This window comes from Pseudomonas sp. GM48, from assembly GCF_000282335.1.
In the GTDB taxonomy this organism is placed as follows: Bacteria; Pseudomonadota; Gammaproteobacteria; order Pseudomonadales; family Pseudomonadaceae; genus Aquipseudomonas.
Map to the genome: position 1 here is coordinate 26,476 of NZ_AKJM01000037.1, position 16,870 is coordinate 43,345.

A 16,870-nucleotide genomic window follows, 5' to 3' on the forward strand; every position below is an offset into this window, starting at 1 on the left:
CAACACTCGGTTCCCTGTGGGAGCGGGCTTGCTCGCGAAGGCGTCAGAACAAACGCTGCAAATTTGTCGGCATTACACCTTACGCCAGACACTCGCCAACCAAGGCTGCTGCTCCCGCGGCAGCCCTGCCGGCCGGTAGTAATGCTCAAGCTCCACAAACCCCGCCTCGGTCAGCAACTGCTGCCATGCCGCCAGGTCGTGATACGCCCCATAACGCGGTCCGTTCCAGCCTTCCTGATTCTCGCCACGGGGATTGGAACTGAACAACACCCCACCCGGTTTCAGCGTTCCCCACAACTGCTTCAGCACCCGTGGTAATTCCTGACGCGGAACATGAAACAACACCGCATTGGCAAAAATCCCGTCGAAGCGCTCGGCCGGTAGATCGAGCTTCAGAAAGTCCTGCTGCCAGACCTCGCAACCACTGTCCTCACGGGCCATCTGCGCGAATTTTTCCGAACCGTCGAGGCCAATCGCTGTGTGGCCCATACGGGTGAAGGTTTGCAGATCGCGGCCCGGCCCGCAGCCGAAATCGAGAATGTCAAAAGGCGCTTCGCCCTGAATATGCCGCAACAGGGCATCGATGTTCTGGCTGACATCGTGATCTCGCGTGCCTTCACGGAAACTTTCGGCCACCGAGTTGTAGTGGCCCAGGGTTGTGGCGGTGATCTGTTCGAGGTCGTCGGGCGTCTGTTTCATGGTCGGCTACGCAAGCAAGTGGGATGTGCCGAATATACGCCATCAGGTATGGGGCTGCTTCGCAGCCATTCGCGAGCAAGCCCGCTCCCACACTTAACCGCGTCGAACAAATGGCTTGTATTCGCCAGAAACCAAGTGTGGGAGCGGGCTTGCTCGCGAAAGCTGTATCACTGACAACGGATTACTAAAGTCTGACTCAACTTTTTTTCATCCCCAAACATTCAATGGAGTGATCCACCATCGCCTTGGCAATCTCCAGCAAATGCCAGATCGAAAACACCATCGCCCGGTCGGCACCCTTGAGATGGTCGCCGCACTGATAGGCCGTGACCGAGGCACAACGCAGCAGATCGGCGACATAGAGCTGGGTGTCTTCGAAACTCACGTCCTTGCTGACGTTGTAGAAGCGCAGTTCATCGGGTGGTGAGGGTTGATTGCCGGTCAGGTAAAAATCGATAGCGCGATATAGCGCTGATCGATCCCTGAGAGGGTCTTCAGTGCTGGTTTCGTTGTTGGCATTTTCGGGAGGTGGATCGGGTACGGACTTTTCCATTGGTAAAACTCCTGGAATTAACTGGAGCCAACCGATATCGCGACTAAACGAATGGGGTGGCGGCTGCACGCAGGTTAGTCGACCGGTCTCCAGGCAACACCGGCGCACCCGAGGGTGCCCTGCGCACAGCCACCATAACTTTCAGGCAATGAAAACACCTGGAATGAGGTAGCGCTGTGCGCCTGGAAAGATCCGGGCGACTAAACCCGATCACTGATGAGCAGTGACGGACCGAGACTAGCCACGGAAAATGGCAGGCGCAAGCGAGCGAAATGATCTAGGAAATGTCCTGCAAATGAAAGGGAACGAGCCTGCAAAACCGCTGATTTCCCTGTACGAAAACTTCCCTCCGAAGTCCAATGATGACCTGTGGCAAGGGAGCTTTTGTGGCGAGGGGGCTTGCCCCCGTTCGACTGCGCAGCAGTCGTAAAACCAGCGGCCTCGTTTTTTCTGACACACCTCATCGAATGGTTTTAGGGCCGCTTCGCGCCCCAACGGGGGCAAGCCCCCTCGCCACAAAGAGTGTTCACAACATGCCTACCGCTTGTTGAGGCCCCGCGCCAACCGATCCCCACCCAACTGAATCACCGCCACCAGCACCACCAGCAGCACAATCACCGTCAACATGATCTGGCTATCAAAGCGCTGATACCCGTACCGATACGCAATGTCCCCCAACCCCCCCGCACCAATCGCCCCGGCCATAGCCGACGAATTGATCATCGTCACCAGCGTGATCGTGAACCCGCCGACAATCCCGGGCAGCGCTTCAGGCAGCAACACATGCCAGACGATGTGCCAGCGCCGGCAGCCCATGGCTTGCGCCGCTTCGATCAAGCCGTGATCGACTTCGCGCAAGCTGACCTCGGCGATGCGCGCAAAAAACGGGGTAGCGGCGATGGTCAGTGGCACTACGGCGGCCCACACGCCGTAGGTGGTGCCGACGATCAACCGGGTGAACGGAATCAGCGCCACCATCAAAATCAGAAACGGAATCGAGCGAAACAGGTTCACGAACCCGCCCAGTGCGCGGTTCAGCGCCGGAGCTTCGTAGATGCCACCCTTGGAACTGGTGACCAGGATCACTGCCAGCGGAATGCCCGCCAACAGCGCGATCAACGACGACACACCGACCATTAAAAACGTGTCGATAAAACCCTGCAGCAAGCGATCAAACCACATAACCCAGTACCTCCACCTGTTGCGCCCATTGGCCGGCGCGCTGACGCAATTCTTCGGCACCGAGGGCTGAGCCCGTCACCGCCAATAGCAGTTGCCCGAGCGCATGCCCCTGAATCCGTTCCACGCCGCCTTGCAACAGCCGCACGCGGCCACCGAGGGCGCTGAACAGTGCCGCCAGGTCCGGTTCGTCGTGCTGGCTGCCGGTGAACTGCAAGCGCAGGACCACGGCGGCGTCGGAGGCATTCGATTGCGCCAACAGACGGCTTTGCAGTTCTTCCGGCAATGCGTGTTGCAATGGCGCCAGCAACGTCTTACTGACCTCATGTTGTGGATTGCCGAAGACTTCCCACACCGGCCCCTGCTCGACGATGCGCCCGCGTTCGAGGACGACTACGCGATCACAGATCTCTCGGATCACCGCCATCTCGTGGGTGATCAGCACAATGGTCAGGCCCAGGCGTTGATTGATCTCGCGCAGCAGGCCGAGAATCGATTGCGTGGTCTCCGGGTCCAGTGCCGAGGTGGCTTCGTCGCACAGCAGGATTTGCGGGTCATGCACCAGCGCCCGGGCAATGCCCACGCGCTGTTTCTGCCCACCAGACAACTGCGCGGGGTAAGCCTTGTGTTTGGCCTGCAAACCGACCAGTTCCAGCAGCTCGCGGACTTTTTGCTCGCGTTTCTCCTTCGGCACGCCAGCGACTTTCAGCGGCAGCTCGACGTTCTGCCAAACAGTTTTGGCCGACATCAGGTTGAAGTGCTGGAAGATCATGCCGATGCGCCGACGCAAAGCCACCAACCGGTCTTCGTCGAACTCGCCGATGTCGACCTGATCGATCAACACCCGACCGCTGCTCGGTTGTTCCAGGCGATTGATGGTGCGGATCAGCGACGACTTGCCGGCGCCGCTGCGGCCGATGATGCCGAACACTTCGCCGCGCTGGATCGCCAGGTCGATGCCGTGCAACGCGGCCACCGGGCCTTGCTGGCCGTTGTAGGTTTTACCCAGGCCGATGAAGCGTACGTGGGCATGGTTCAGGTCGGGATGCAGCTCAGTGCGTTCAGCACTATGTGGCTCTGGAATCTCCAGTCGCCGTTGGATGGCGGCGGTCATGCTCAGCTTTCCCAACCGGCTTGATAGAGTTTGCCGTGGGCCTTATCCAGTGCGGCACGCACCGCGGGTGAGTGCTGGTAGATGTCGACGAACTTGATCAGGCGCGGGTCGGTTTTGCTCTTCGGCTGGATCACGAACTGGATCACGTATTCCTTGTGATCGAGGCCGTCGAACAGCAACGCGGAGCCGGCGTCGAAGGTTTTCGACAAGCGAATGTAGGCCGGGTAGCCCTGTACCAGATCGGCATCGTCATAGGCGCGCACCAGTTGTACGGCTTCGACCTGGAGAATCTTGATGTTCTTCGGATTGGTGACGATGTCTTCTTCGGTGGCCTTGTAGCCGACACCGGGCTTGAGGGTGATCAAGCCGGCCTTGGCCAGCAGTTGCAAGCCGCGACCACTGTTGATCGGGTCATTGGCGATGGCCACGCTGGCACCTTGCGGCAGTTCGTCGAAGCTTTTGTATTTCTTCGAGTAGAGGCCGACGTTGTTGATGATGCCCGGTGCGAACGGCACCAGGTCGAAACCCGAGGCAACTTTGGCGTTTTCCAGGAACGGGATGTGCTGGAAGTAGTTCACGTCGATGTCGCCGGCGGCGAGGCTGACGTTCGGCGCAATCCAGTCGCTGAACTCCACCAGCTCGACTTTCAGGCCTTGTTTTGAAGCCTCTTCGACGGCCGCTTCCAGGGGAATGGCGAAAGCGGCGGTGGTGCCGATTTTCAACGGCGCGTCGGCGGCGAAAACCGCAGAGCTGAACAGGCCGAAGGCCAGGGCCAGTGCTTTGACTGGGTGAGAGAGGTAGTACTTTTTCATAATGAGTTATCCAGTCAGTGCATTGATTTTTTGGTGTCTGGTGGGGCCTCTTCGCGAGCAAGCCCGCTCCCACATTTGGAACGCATTCCCCTGTGGGAGCGGGCTTGCTCGCGAAGCTTTTAGCGGCGGTAAGCCGAACCGGTATGTTGCTCAGGCAAAAACGCCCCTTCGCGAAACAGCTTTTGACGCAAGGTCCCGCTGTCATAAGCGGTCTTGTACGACCCACGGCGCTGCAACTCGGGAATCACCAGTTCAATGAAATCCTCATAGCTTTCCGGGGTGACGATGCGGGTCAGGTTGAAGCCATCCAGCCCGGTTTCGGCGATCCACGATTCCAGCTCATCAGCCACCTGTTCAGGCGAGCCGACCACGGTGATGTAGCGACCGCCAAGCGCGTGTTGTTCGAGCAATTTACGGCGGGTCCAGTCGTTGTTTTGCAGGTGTTTAGTGGCGGACTGAATAGCGTTGCTCTTCACGTACTGGATCGGCTCGTCAATTTCGTATTCGGAAAAGTCGATGCCGGTGGACGCCGAAAAATGCGCCACGCCCGCTTCGGCACTGGCGTAGCTCAGGTACTCGGCATGCTTGGCCCAGGCCAACTCCTCGGTGGCGCCAACGATCACGTTCAAGCCCATGAACACCTTGATGTCCTCGGGGTTGCGCCCGGCCTCGACGGCACTGGCACGGACCTTGTCCACCTGCGCCTTGGTCGATGCCTTGGTCTGGCCACTGATGAACACGCATTCGGCATGCCGCCCGGCGAACAGCAGCCCGCGATCCGAACTGCCAGCCTGGAACAGCACCGGTGTGCGCTGCGGCGACGGCTCGCAAAGGTGATAACCATCGACCTGATAGAACTCGCCCTTGTGCTCGACCTTGTGCACTTTCTCAGGCTGCGCGTAGATCCGCCGCTGCGGATCGTTCAGCACCGCACCGTTTTCCCAACTGCCTTCCCAGAGTTTGTAGAGCACCTCCAGGTATTCGTCGGCCTGGTCGTAGCGACGGTCATGCTCGACCTGTTCGCTCAGGCCCATGGCTTTGGCTGCACTGTCCAGGTAGCCGGTGACGATGTTCCAGCCGACCCGCCCACGGCTCAGGTGATCCAGCGTCGACAGGCGTCGGGCGAACAGATACGGCGCTTCGTAGGTGAGGTTGGCGGTCAGGCCGAAACCGAGGTTTTTCGTCACCGCCGCCATGGCCGACACCAGCAGCAGCGGGTCGTTGACCGGCAATTGGATCGACTCTTTCAGCGGCACGTCCAGCGAGTTCTGGTAGACGTCGTAGACCCCGACGATGTCGGCGATGAACAGGCCGTCAAACAACCCGCGCTCCAGCAGCTGCGCCAGTTCGGTCCAGTATTCGAGGGTGTTGTAGCGGGTGGATGTGTCGCGCGGGTGCGTCCACAGACCGTGGTTGATGTGCCCGATGCAGTTCATGTTGAAGGCATTGAGCAGGATTTTCTTTTTAGCCATCTAGATGGTCCCCCGCAGTGGCGGGTTTTCATCGTTGAGGTAGTAGTTGCCGACGGCGTGGTACTTCCAGCGCACCGGATCGTGCAGGGTGTGCACCCGGGCGTTGCGCCAGTGACGGTCGAGTCCGTGTTCGGTCAAGGTCGCCTGACTGCCGGCCAGTTCGAACAGCGTGCTGCCGGCGGCCAGGGAAATTTCGGTGCTGAGGGCGCGGGCTTCGGCGACGGCAATCGACGCGGCCGCGACGCTCTCGGTGTGTGTGTCGGCCTGGGCCTTGTCGAGGTATTCACCGGCACGCTCCAGCAGTGCCTCGGCCGCGTGCAGGCGAATGCTCAGATGACCGAAGCTCTTGAGGGTCAGCGGATCGTCTGTAGCTTTTTCGTGAGTGGCGTCGATCCACGGCCGGGTTTTCGTGCGCACGAAGTGCAGTGCATCTTCATACGCGGCGCGGGCGATGCCGGTGTCGATGGCGGCATGAAGAATCTGCGCCAGCGGACCGACCGGGGTTGGGCGCTCGAAGGCGCTTTGAAACGCCACCACATCCTCGGCAGCGACGTACACGTCTTCGAACACCACCGAACCGCTGCCCGTGGTGCGCTGGCCGAAGCCGCTCCAGTCGTCGATCACCGTCAGGCCTTTACTGTTGCGCGGTACGAATACCAGTTGCTGTACGCCGTTTTCATCCACCACTGAAGTCGGAATGCGCTGGGCGTAAATCGCACCCGTGGCGTAGAACTTGCGGCCGTTGATGCGATAGCCACTGCCATCGCGAGTCAGGCTTGTGACGCGGTCGTGTGCGGTTTTGGTGCCCAGCTCGGCCAACGCATTGCCGAAGCGCTGGCCGGCCAGCACCTCGGCATAAAGACGTTGTTTCTGCTCGTGACTGCCGTTCACCCGCAGGACTTCCAGTGCATAAAAATGGTTCTGCGGAATTTGCCCCAGTGAACCGTCGGCCTGGGCGATCAGGGCGATGACCTTGGCCAGGGTGACGTTGGAAACACCGGCGCCGCCATATTCCTTTGGCACGCTGATGCCCCACAGGCCCGAGCGGGAAAACACTTCCAGTTCCGGGTGTGGCAAACGGCGTTCACGGTCGCGTGTGGCGCTGTCGCGTTTGAAATCTTCGGCCAGATCGCTGGCGACGATCAGGGCTTGCTCATCGCTGGTGATGACCGCGACGGGGTGAGAACTTGTCATGTGTTTCTCCAGAGCTCTGGTAAGAAGGGTTCTGGTCGTCAGATCCAGGAATGCCGAGCCGGCAGCGTGCCATTGAGGCGATAGGCGCCGACGGCGTAGTACTTCCAGCGCACCGGGTCGTGCAGCGTGTGCACCCGGGCATTGCGCCAGTGGCGGTCGAGGTTGAATTCGGCGAGGGTCGCGCGGCTGCCGGCCAGTTCGAACAGCTTTTCGCTGGCCAGCAACGAAATCTCGGTGGTCAGCACTTTGGCTTCGGCCACGGCAATCGAGGCGCGGGCGGCGGACTCGGCGGTGAGTGGTGCGGCGCTGACTTCATCGAGTACTTGCCCGGCCTTGCGCAACAATGCTTCGGCGGCGTGCAATTCGATTTTCAACTTGCCGATGTCGGCGATCACGTACAGGTCATCGCTGGCCCGTTCGACCTTGGCGTCGATCCATGGCCGGGCGCGTGTTTTCACGAAGTCGATGGCGTCGTCGATGGCGCCTCGGGCGATACCGGCGTCGATGGCTGCTTGAATCAGTTGCGAGACGGCACCCTGGATGTTCGGCGTGTCGTTGATCCGCCAGTTATCCACCACCAGTTCGGGATCGACCTGCACGTTGTTGAGCAAAATCGTGCCGCTGGCGGTGGTGCGCTGACCAAATCCGGACCAGTCATCGACAATGCGCAAACCCGGTGTGCCGCGCCGGATGAACGCCAGCACTTGCTTGCCATCGTCATTCAATGCTTTGACTGCGACCCAGTGGGCGAACAGTGCACCGGTGGAATAGAACTTCTGGCCGTTGAGGACGCCGTCAGCAGTGATGCGTGCCTTCAGTTCCAGGGTGTTTCTGGTGCCGCGCTCAGGCCCGGCATTGCCGATGCGCCAGCCATCGAGGACGCTTTTGAACAGTTGTTTTTTCTGCACTTCGGTGGCGCTGCCGAGCACCAGGTTAAGAATGCCGAACTGGTTTTGCGGGATCTGTCCGAGTGCCGGGTCGGCTGCGGAAATGATCGCAAAGACCTCGGCCAGGGTGACAAACGAAACCTGCGGACCACCGTGCTCGCGGGGGATGGAAATGCTGCCCAGGCCGCTGCGGGTGAACTGTTCTATTTCGGCCCACGGCAGCTTGCGCTGCCGGTCGCGTTTGGCCGCTTGCAGGCGGGCGACTTGCGCCAGTTCGTGAGCCGCTTTGATGGCTTGAGCATCGTTGCGCAAGACTTGTGCGGGCAACAACAGCGGGGCGATGTCCAGGTCACTCTGGACGATTGCATCTGCCAGACTGGACATCAGTGCCGCTCCTTGGCTGCACGCAATGCCCTGGCGATCTGCACTGGGGTGATTGTGTTCCGGACCATACCTACCTCACATCTCATGGAAAGCCGCGAATGGCGGCGAACGAAAACAAGAATGTCCGGTGGTCCGGTTTATATACCCTAAACGCGTATAAATAATTTATTAACTAACTTTTAGGAATATACATAGAAGGATGATTCCGCTGGTGTGCACCGACCCCTGTGTTCATTGCTTGCGGGATTCGGCAGCCTTGAGCACTTTTTTCGGGGGGACTTTCAGATAAGGATTGGCACAACCAATCTTCAACGTCCGGGCCGGCGCCCAGCGCGAATTGTTGCCCACCCGGTCGAGGATGCAGTAAGTCACTTCCAGCCGCAGGTCTTCGCCGGCTTCGAGGATGATGGCCGGCGGTATCCAGACCTGAATCGGCTGACCCACATCAGCGGATTTGAGCCGCGGCAGGTCCATGCGCACATCGCCCCAGCGCAGGGTGATTTCGTCGTCGGCGGCCATGTTCAGGTAGGGCTCGATGGTCAAGGGAACACCGCGTTTGACCTGACTCGAATTGACCCCCTGACGGCGAATCGACTCGGGAATGCTCACCGGCGCCAGGCGCTGGTTTTCATCGCCGCACAGCGCGGAGGGTTGACCGCCTGGACAATCGAGTTTGATTTGCACGTTGCGGCTGGCCGATACCGCCGGACCCCGGCCAACTTGCATGACCCGGTAGTGAATGCGCGAAGTGCCGTTGGCGACAAAACTTTCAGGTACCCGCAATTGCACCGGTTGGCCGACATCGCTGGCCGTCAGCACGCGGGAGGCCACGTAGCAGTTGTCCCAGAACAGTTCGATCAGGTCGTTCTTGTCCATGGCGGGGTAGGGCGCTACCTCGATCAGCAGGTGAGCCGCGCAAGTAATGTTGATGCCGGTCTTGTTGGATTGTGCCAAGGTTGGGGCTACAAGCCCGGGTTTGTTCGAGGTGCTTTTCATGAAGTCTCCTTGAAGTCTTGCAACGATGTCCGTTTCTGGAAAGTCAAAAACTAAATATCGAACAGCAAAACCATTCATTACTTTGAATTGAAATAATGATTTGAGCGTAATGAGTGTCGCTGGCTGGAGACTAGATAAGAGTTATGGATAACCAGTGTCAATGAGATTTGTTAGTTGTTGGTGATGTTTGATGCTATTCAGAAAGTTCCTACGGTGACAAGTAAGTAAACCATGTCGCTGTGTCGACTTTATCTGCTGAGAGTCGCGTTGTGCGGGCGTTTCGTGGCAAGTGGCCGGTCATTCCATGCGATAGGCGACCGAGTTGAATAGCACGACTGAATTGTTGCGAAGCATATATATGTACCGCACGCGACTACAAAGCAGGCGTGGCGAATATATAAATTTAGTTTGATATTGTTGAGGTGGTTTTTTGAGGGGGTGTCACTTCCATCCGTGGAAGTTGACTGTTGTTGCGCAGGCTTATTAGTTGTGGGCGTTATTCAGGAACTTGCTGAGAAACTGCTTCGTTCGCTCTTCTTTCGGGTTGGCAAACAACGCCTTCGCTTCGCCTTGCTCGACGATCACACCCTTGTCGAAAAACACCACACGGTTGGCCACGTCCCGGGCAAAACCCATTTCGTGGGTGACGATCACCATGGTGCGTTTCTCTTCGGCCAGGCCGCGGATGGTCGCCAGCACCTCTCCCACCAGTTCCGGGTCGAGTGCCGAGGTCGGTTCATCGAACAGGATCACTTCCGGCTCCATCGCCAGCGCCCGGGCAATCGCCACGCGCTGCTGCTGACCACCGGAGAGGCGACGCGGGTAAGCGTCCTCCTTGCCCGCCAGACCAACCTTGGCCAACAGCTTCTTACCCAGGGTAACGGCGTCGGCGTGCGGGATCTTCTTCACGATGATCGGGCCTTCGATGACGTTTTCCAGGGCGGTGCGATGGGGGAACAGGTTGAAGTTCTGGAACACGAAGCCCACGTGCTGGCGCAAACGCCGCACCAGGCTCTGCTGCTGGTTCAGGGGACGGCTGGTATCGACCTCGATATCACCGACCTTGATCCGGCCGCTAGTGGGTTCTTCCAGGAAATTCAGGCAGCGCAGAAAGGTGGTCTTGCCCGAACCGCTAGGGCCGATGATCGCGACTACCTCGCCTTCCTTGACCTCAAGATCGATGCCGTTGAGCACGACTTGACCCTTGAACTGCTTTGTCAGTTTTTCCACGACAATCATTGGGTCAGGACTCCTGGTCGTGCCGATTGACCCGCGCTTCCAACTGGTTCTGCAGGTGCGACAGCACCGTGGCCAGGACCCAGTAGATCAGTGCGGCGGCAAGATACATGGTGAAGATTTCGAAAGTACGGGCGGTGATCAGTTGCGCCTGACGGAACAGTTCCGGCACCTGGATGGTGGCGGCCAGCGCGGTGTCCTTGACCAGCGAAATGAAGCTGTTGCCCAGCGGCGGCAAAGCCGTGCGCATCGCTTGCGGCAGGATGGCCCGGCGCAGGGTCTGCGCGCGGGTCATGCCGATACTGGCAGCCGCTTCCCACTGGCCGCGCTCGATGGAGCTGATCGCGGCACGCAGGATTTCACAGGCGTAGGCGGCCATGTTCAGCGAAAAGCCGATCAGGGCCGCCGGCAGCGGATCAAGTTCCAGACCCAATTGCGGCAAGCCGTAATAGATCACGAACAGTTGCACCAGCAACGGCGTGCCGCGAAAGAACGACACGTAGATGCGGGCGATCCAGCTCACCAGTTTGAAGCGCGACAGGCGCATCAGCGCCAGGCCGAATCCCATCACCAGGCCGAAGAACATCCCGCCCAGGCTGAGGATCACCGTGTAGTACGCGCCCTTGAGCAGGAAGGGCGCGGAGTCCAGTGCGAGTTGGAAAGCTTCTTCCATTATTGAGTGACGTCAGCGTTGAAGTATTTTTCCGAGAGCTTTTTCAGGGTGCCATCGGCGCGCAGCTTGTCGATCGCCTTGTTCACTGCAGCCAGCAGTTCAGGCTCGCCTTTGCGCAGGGCAATGCCGGCTTCCTGACGGGAGAACGCATCACCGGCGGCGGAGGTGTCCTTGGCCTTCTTGGCGTATTCCAGCGCGGCCAGGCGGTCGATCAGAATGGCGTCGATACGACCGACACGCAGGTCCTGGAACTTGGTCGGATCATCTTCGTAGGTGCGGATGTCCGCCTTAGGCACATTCTCTTTCACCCACTGCTCGTAGTTGGTGCCCAGGCCTACGCCGACTTTCTTGCCGGCCAGATCGGCGGCGGTCTTGATGGTGTCTTTGTTTTTAGTCAGGGTCAGCGCCTGAATCCCGGAAACGGTGTAAGGCGTGGAGAAGTCGTACTTCTTCTTGCGCTCTTCGGTGATGGTCACCTGGTTGATCACCGCGTCCAGACGTTTGGATTCCAGCGCCGCGAGGATGCCGTCCCATTTGGTCGGTTGCAGTTTGACTTTGACACCCAGCTCTTTGGCCAGGGCTTCGGAGAACTCGACTTCGAAGCCGGCCAGTTTGCCGTCGGCGTCGACGAAACTGAACGGTGGGTAAGTGCCTTCCAGGCCGACGTTGATCACGCCTTTGTCCTTGATTTGTTGCAGTTGCTCACCGGCAACCGCCTGGCCGATCAGACCGGCGCTGAGTGCCAGGCCCAGCGAGCCCACCAGCAGATTGCGACGTAGTGCGGAAAAATTCATGACAAGCCCCTGTGTTTTCTTATGGAAGACGCTTTAGGAAAGTTGGCAAATTCGGGAATTGGACGACTGCGATATCCTGCCCTAATGCAGCTTATGCGTCTCGCTGCAAATTCGCCTGCGGCGTGAATATAAGACGCCGCCGTTAGATAGGAAAATAATAAATATTCTATTTGTTATGCGCAAATTGAATATAAGGGCGATCCATTGTGGCGAGGGAGCTTGCTCCCGTCCGGCTGCGCAGCAGTCGTAAATCCGGGAACCCCAAATGGCCCAAGAATGCAGGGGGGCGCTTCGCGCCCCAACGGGAGCAAGCTCCCTCGCCACAGACAATCCCTATCCAAGATAAATGGTTCAGCCTGCCAGATAGTCTTTGTAGGCAAACAACGCCGGCGCCCCACCAGTGTGCAGGAAGATAATCGGACCTTCGTCGAAACGCTGACGCCCGATCCCGTCCAGCAACCCCGCCATGGCCTTGCCAGTGTAGACCGGGTCGAGCAGCAAGCCTTCCTGACTCGCCAGCAGCTTCACCGCCGCCAGTGTCCCGGCATTCGGCTCGCCATAACGCGGGGCGAAATATTCATCCCACAGTTCGACGTTGAATGCCGCCGGCAGACTCACCCCCAACAACTCCGCAGTGCGCTCAGCCAAACCTTGAACCTTCGGCCGCTGGTCTTCGTCGCTGCGCGAAACCGTCACGCCGATCACTGGCAGATCCGGCAGTGCTTCACTCAAGGCCAGTGCCAGGCCGCTGTGAGTACCGGCGCTGCCAGAAGCCAGAACCACGGCGGAGAAGGTCAGGCCGGTGTCCTTGATCTGTTCGGCCAGTTCCAGCCCGGCGCGCACGTAGCCCAGGGCGCCCAGGGCATTGGAACCACCGATCGGCACCAGATACGGCTTCTTGCCGTTGTTGCGCAGTCGGCCGGCCAGGGCTTGCAGTTGCTCGTCGGCGTTATCGAGGTTTTCCACCAGCTCGACCTTGGCATCGAACAGATCGAGCAGCAGTCGGTTGCCATTGCCGGTGTAATTGCTGTCATCGGTGCCGAGGGGGTTTTCCAGAAGGGCTACGCAGCCCAGGCCCAACCTGGCGGCAATAGCGGCCGTCTGGCGTACATGGTTCGATTGCAATGCGCCGGCGGTAATCAAGGTGTCGGCACCCTGGGCCAGGGCATCGGCGGCCAGGTATTCGAGTTTGCGCAGCTTGTTGCCGCCCATCGCCAGCGGTGTCAGGTCATCGCGTTTGACATACACGTCGCGGCCCAGCCAGGTCGACAGGCGTTCGAGTTTTTCCAGGGCGGTGGGCTGACCGAGCAGGTCGAGGCGGTTAAAGCGGGCGAGCTGTTGTTTGATCATGGGTCCGTACTGGCCGTTGAAGATCTCAGGACTATAGGCACGCCCAAAAGCCGGGGCAACCGCCAATCGCTTATAGCCAATCGTAATGAGCACAGCATTATTGGTTCTTAATTTGCTTTGCGACCCTTGCCGTAAAGTAAACGCCGTCAGTGCGGCCAGACAGTCCGGTCGCCCGTGAGGAGTTTTTACCGTGAGTGAGCGTTCCAGCCATTGGCAATTGCAGACCATCGTCAGCCAGCTGCGCACCGCACGTGAACAGTGGCGAGCGCAAAATGGCCGGGCCAGTACCGAGCAGGGCGGTCGCGAGCTGCCCTCCCGGGCGGCCATGGCGGAGATTCTCGAAGCCTTGTGCGGGGCATTGTTCCCGATGCGCCTGGGGCCGGTGGACCTGCGCGAAGAGAGCGAAGACTTCTACGTCGGTCACACGCTGGATGTGGCGTTGAATGCGCTGTTGGCCCAGGCGCGGCTCGAATTGCGCTACGCCGCGCGCCACAGTGCCCAGGCCGATACTGAGGTCGAAGCCAAAACCATCCAGATCATTCAGGACTTCGCCCTTGCGCTGCCGGGGTTGCGCAGCCTGTTGGACACCGACGTGCTGGCGGCCTATCACGGCGACCCGGCGGCGCGCAGTGTCGATGAAGTGCTGTTGTGCTACCCGGGGATTCTGGCGGTGATTCATCATCGCCTGGCCCACCATTTGTACCGTGCCGGGCTGCCGTTGCTGGCGCGTATCAGCGCGGAAATCGCCCATTCGGCCACGGGTATCGACATTCACCCCGGCGCGCAGATCGGCCGCAGTTTCTTCATCGACCATGGTACTGGCGTGGTGATTGGCGAAACCGCGATCATCGGCGAGCGCGTGCGGATTTATCAGGCCGTGACATTGGGCGCCAAGCGCTTCCCGGCAGACGAAGACGGGCAGTTACAGAAAGGCCAGCCGCGGCATCCGATTGTCGAGGATGACGTGGTGATTTATGCCGGGGCGACGATTCTCGGGCGGATCACCATCGGCCAGGGCTCGACCATTGGCGGCAACGTCTGGCTGACCCGCAGCGTGCCGGCGGGCAGCAACCTGACCCAGGCGAATCTGCAGCATGATGATGGGGCGCAGAAGTAGGCTCGGCAATGCAGAGTTTTTCTGTGGCGAGGGAGCTTGCTCCCGCTCGGCTGCGCAGCAGCCGCAAAAGCCTGTCACCTTGATCTAACTGAAAAAATGGGGTGCAGGTTTTGGGGCCGCATTGCGGCCCAGCGGGAGCAAGCTCCCTCGCCACATTTGATCTGTGCAACCACTCCACAAATTCCCGCAAACCCCGCCTCATAACATCCTTGAGCTAGCGTACGAGCAGTACCGCCGAGCCCTGCGATTAGTCCTTAGCACCCTATCCATGTTTAACTTGAACGTTCATTCAAGTTAAACCGGCGGTTCGCTGCCCGCTCACAACAGGAGGCTTGCCTTTGCTGAGTCCGATTTCCACAGCCACGTTTTACCCCTTCGAGGTGCACCGTACATGAGTGCATCGTCCATCCCTTCAAGCGGTTTGATCCGCATGAATCCGCCGGTGTTCTGGTTCTCGGCGAGTTTCATTCTGTGGTTTGGTGTCGTTGTCATCGCCATGCCCGAACAGGCCGGTGCCTGGTTGCTGGCGGCGCAAAACTGGGCCGCCAACACGGTCGGCTGGTACTACATGCTGGCAATGACTCTGTATCTGGTCTTCGTGGTGGTCACCGCCTTGTCCGGCTACGGCAAGATCAAGCTCGGTGCCGACCACGACGAACCCGAATTCAGCTATCTGTCCTGGGCCGGCATGCTGTTCGCCGCGGGGATCAGCATCACCCTGTTTTTCTTTTGCGTGTCCGAGCCGCTGACCCACATGTTGCAACCGCCCCAGGGCGAGGCCGGTACGGCGGATGCGGCGCGTCAGGCGATGCAGATCCTGTTTCTGCACTGGGGCCTGCATGGCTGGGGCGTGTTCGCCTTTGTCGGCATGGCGCTGGCCTACTTCGCCTACCGGCATAACCTGCCACTGGCCCTGCGTTCGGCGTTGTATCCGCTGATCGGCAAGCGCATCAACGGCCCCATCGGTTACGCAGTGGACGGTTTCGGCATCATCGCCACGGTGTTCGGCCTCGGTGCCGACATGGGCTTCGGCGTGTTGCACCTCAATTCGGGCCTGGACTACCTGTTCGGCATCGCCCACACCCAATGGATCCAGATCGGTCTGATCACGTTGATGATGGGCGCGGCGATCATCGTTGCGGTGTCCGGCGTCGATAAAGGCGTGCGGGTGATGTCTGACATCAACATGCTGCTGGCCTGTGCGTTGTTGCTGTTCGTGTTGTTCGCCGGCCCCACGCAGCATTTGCTCAATACCCTGATCCAGAATCTCGGCGATTACCTCGGCGCTTTGCCGATGAAGAGCTTCGACCTCTACGCCTACGACAAACCCAGCGACTGGCTGGGCGGCTGGACGGTGTTCTACTGGGCCTGGTGGATCGCATGGTCGCCGTTCGTGGGCTTGTTCATTGCGCGGATTTCCCGTGGCCGCACCATCCGCGAATTCGTTTTCGGCGTGCTGCTGATTCCGCTCGGGTTCACCCTGGCGTGGATGTCGATTTTCGGCAACAGCGCCATCGATCAAGTGCTCAACCACGGCATGAGTGCGCTCGGCATGTCGGCCATCGACAATCCGTCGATGACGCTCTACCTGCTGCTGGAAACCTACCCTTGGAGCAAGACCGTCATCGCGGTTACGGTGTTCATCAGTTTTGTGTTCTTCGTCACCTCCGCCGATTCCGGCACCGTGGTGCTGTCGACGCTGTCCGCCAAGGGCGGCAATCCCGATGAAGACGGGCCGAAATGGCTGCGAGTGTTCTGGGGCGCAATGACTGCGCTAGTGACAAGCGCATTGCTGTTCTCCGGCAGCATCGATGCATTGAAGTCGGCGGTGGTCCTGACCTCGCTGCCGTTCTCGTTGATCTTGCTGTTGATGATGTGGGGGCTGCACAAGGCGTTTTATCTGGAATCGCAGAAAAAAATTGCGCAGATGCACTCACTGGCACCGGTCTCGGGTTCCCTGCGTGGCAAGGGCGGCTGGCGTCAGCGCCTGAGTCAGGCGGTACATTTTCCGTCGCGGGACGAGGTCTATCGCTTCCTCGATACGACAGTACGCCCGGCGATTGAAGAAGTGTCGGCCGTGTTCATCGAAAAGGGTTTGCACGTAGCGACCCACCCGGACCCGGCCAATGACAGCGTCAGTCTGGAGATCGGCCATGGCGATCAGCATCCGTTCGTTTATCAAGTGCAGATGCGCGGCTATTTCACGCCGTCTTTTGCCCGGGGCGGCATGGGTTCCAAGCAGCTCAACAATCGCCGTTACTATCGGGCCGAAGTGCATCTGAGCGAGGGCAGCCAGGACTACGATCTGATGGGGTACACCAAGGAGCAGATCATCAACGACATCCTCGACCAGTACGAACGGCACATGCAGTTCCTGCACCTGGTGCGTTGATCGCGGGCAGGGCGCCGG

Annotated in this window: 15 protein-coding genes; 2 read left to right on the forward strand and 13 right to left on the reverse strand. The window is 59.4% G+C overall.

The annotated features are described in order from the left end of the window. Nucleotides 1-72 precede the first annotated feature (72 nt). The 13 genes from PMI28_RS23910 to PMI28_RS23850 all read right to left on the reverse strand — a co-directional run bounded on the left by PMI28_RS23910 (nt 73) and on the right by PMI28_RS23850 (nt 13,343). Nucleotides 73-699 carry a class I SAM-dependent methyltransferase gene (locus PMI28_RS23910; RefSeq protein ID WP_007983110.1) on the reverse strand — a complete coding sequence of 209 codons (627 nt, stop codon included), beginning with the start codon at nt 697-699 and terminating at the stop codon, nt 73-75. Nucleotides 700-895: 196 nt separating this feature from the next. After that, nucleotides 896-1,252, reverse strand: coding sequence for a DUF6124 family protein (locus PMI28_RS23905; protein ID WP_007983112.1), 357 nt, complete (start codon nt 1,250-1,252; stop codon nt 896-898). Between the two features lie 537 nt (nt 1,253-1,789). Beyond that, nucleotides 1,790-2,434 (reverse strand): methionine ABC transporter permease, encoded by a 645-nt coding sequence (locus PMI28_RS23900; protein ID WP_007983116.1) that lies wholly within the window; start codon nt 2,432-2,434, stop codon nt 1,790-1,792. Then, a complete protein-coding gene (locus PMI28_RS23895; protein WP_007983118.1) occupies nt 2,424-3,545 on the reverse strand; it encodes a methionine ABC transporter ATP-binding protein in 1,122 nt (373 codons plus the stop codon). The genes PMI28_RS23900 and PMI28_RS23895 overlap by 11 nt, the downstream gene beginning before the upstream one ends. 2 nt (nt 3,546-3,547) lie before the next feature. Continuing rightward, entirely contained in the window at nt 3,548-4,357 is an 810-nt protein-coding gene (locus PMI28_RS23890) for a MetQ/NlpA family ABC transporter substrate-binding protein (protein ID WP_007983120.1), read from the reverse strand. 119 nt (nt 4,358-4,476) lie between these two features. After that, nucleotides 4,477-5,829: an LLM class flavin-dependent oxidoreductase gene (locus PMI28_RS23885; protein WP_007983122.1), complete on the reverse strand. Its 1,353-nt coding sequence runs from the start codon at nt 5,827-5,829 to the stop codon at nt 4,477-4,479. Next, nucleotides 5,830-7,023: an SfnB family sulfur acquisition oxidoreductase gene (locus tag PMI28_RS23880; protein WP_007983124.1), complete on the reverse strand. Its 1,194-nt coding sequence runs from the start codon at nt 7,021-7,023 to the stop codon at nt 5,830-5,832. Nucleotides 7,024-7,061: 38 nt separating this feature from the next. After that, the gene (locus PMI28_RS23875; protein WP_007983126.1) at nt 7,062-8,294 is read right to left on the reverse strand and encodes an SfnB family sulfur acquisition oxidoreductase; all 1,233 of its coding nucleotides are present in this window, start codon (nt 8,292-8,294) and stop codon (nt 7,062-7,064) included. A gap of 231 nt (nt 8,295-8,525) precedes the next feature. After that, a complete protein-coding gene (locus tag PMI28_RS23870; RefSeq protein ID WP_007983128.1) occupies nt 8,526-9,290 on the reverse strand; it encodes a hypothetical protein in 765 nt (254 codons plus the stop codon). A gap of 483 nt (nt 9,291-9,773) precedes the next feature. After that, nucleotides 9,774-10,529, reverse strand: a complete 756-nt coding sequence (gene tcyN, locus PMI28_RS23865; protein WP_007983130.1) for an L-cystine ABC transporter ATP-binding protein TcyN — start codon at nt 10,527-10,529, stop codon at nt 9,774-9,776. Nucleotides 10,530-10,533: 4 nt separating this feature from the next. After that, the gene (gene tcyL / locus PMI28_RS23860) at nt 10,534-11,199 is read right to left on the reverse strand and encodes a cystine ABC transporter permease (protein WP_007983131.1); all 666 of its coding nucleotides are present in this window, start codon (nt 11,197-11,199) and stop codon (nt 10,534-10,536) included. Beyond that, entirely contained in the window at nt 11,199-11,993 is a 795-nt protein-coding gene (gene tcyJ / locus PMI28_RS23855) for a cystine ABC transporter substrate-binding protein (RefSeq protein WP_007983133.1), read from the reverse strand. The genes tcyL and tcyJ overlap by 1 nt, the downstream gene beginning before the upstream one ends. 351 nt (nt 11,994-12,344) lie before the next feature. Then, entirely contained in the window at nt 12,345-13,343 is a 999-nt protein-coding gene (locus tag PMI28_RS23850; RefSeq protein WP_007983135.1) for a D-cysteine desulfhydrase, read from the reverse strand. A 190-nt stretch (nt 13,344-13,533) separates the two neighbouring features. On the opposite strand from PMI28_RS23850, the gene epsC reads away from it, so the two are divergent. Continuing rightward, complete coding sequence (gene epsC / locus PMI28_RS23845; protein ID WP_007983137.1) at nt 13,534-14,460, forward strand: serine O-acetyltransferase EpsC; 927 nt, start codon at nt 13,534-13,536, stop codon at nt 14,458-14,460. A 430-nt stretch (nt 14,461-14,890) separates the two neighbouring features. Beyond that, nucleotides 14,891-16,852: a choline transporter BetT gene (gene betT, locus PMI28_RS23840; protein WP_162130407.1), complete on the forward strand. Its 1,962-nt coding sequence runs from the start codon at nt 14,891-14,893 to the stop codon at nt 16,850-16,852. Nucleotides 16,853-16,870 lie beyond the last annotated feature (18 nt).

Bases quoted from the DNA above. Each gene is read 5' to 3' on its own strand.
- PMI28_RS23910 (WP_007983110.1), bottom strand. From the start codon at position 699: ATGAAACAGACGCCCGACGACCTCGAACAGATCACCGCCACAACCCTG.
- PMI28_RS23905 (WP_007983112.1), bottom strand. From the start codon at position 1,252: ATGGAAAAGTCCGTACCCGATCCACCTCCCGAAAATGCCAACAACGAA.
- PMI28_RS23900 (WP_007983116.1), bottom strand. From the start codon at position 2,434: ATGTGGTTTGATCGCTTGCTGCAGGGTTTTATCGACACGTTTTTAATG.
- PMI28_RS23895 (WP_007983118.1), bottom strand. From the start codon at position 3,545: ATGACCGCCGCCATCCAACGGCGACTGGAGATTCCAGAGCCACATAGT.
- PMI28_RS23890 (WP_007983120.1), bottom strand. From the start codon at position 4,357: ATGAAAAAGTACTACCTCTCTCACCCAGTCAAAGCACTGGCCCTGGCC.
- PMI28_RS23885 (WP_007983122.1), bottom strand. From the start codon at position 5,829: ATGGCTAAAAAGAAAATCCTGCTCAATGCCTTCAACATGAACTGCATC.
- PMI28_RS23880 (WP_007983124.1), bottom strand. From the start codon at position 7,023: ATGACAAGTTCTCACCCCGTCGCGGTCATCACCAGCGATGAGCAAGCC.
- PMI28_RS23875 (WP_007983126.1), bottom strand. From the start codon at position 8,294: ATGTCCAGTCTGGCAGATGCAATCGTCCAGAGTGACCTGGACATCGCC.
- PMI28_RS23870 (WP_007983128.1), bottom strand. From the start codon at position 9,290: ATGAAAAGCACCTCGAACAAACCCGGGCTTGTAGCCCCAACCTTGGCA.
- tcyN (WP_007983130.1), bottom strand. From the start codon at position 10,529: ATGATTGTCGTGGAAAAACTGACAAAGCAGTTCAAGGGTCAAGTCGTG.
- tcyL (WP_007983131.1), bottom strand. From the start codon at position 11,199: ATGGAAGAAGCTTTCCAACTCGCACTGGACTCCGCGCCCTTCCTGCTC.
- tcyJ (WP_007983133.1), bottom strand. From the start codon at position 11,993: ATGAATTTTTCCGCACTACGTCGCAATCTGCTGGTGGGCTCGCTGGGC.
- PMI28_RS23850 (WP_007983135.1), bottom strand. From the start codon at position 13,343: ATGATCAAACAACAGCTCGCCCGCTTTAACCGCCTCGACCTGCTCGGT.
- betT (WP_162130407.1), top strand. From the start codon at position 14,891: ATGAATCCGCCGGTGTTCTGGTTCTCGGCGAGTTTCATTCTGTGGTTT.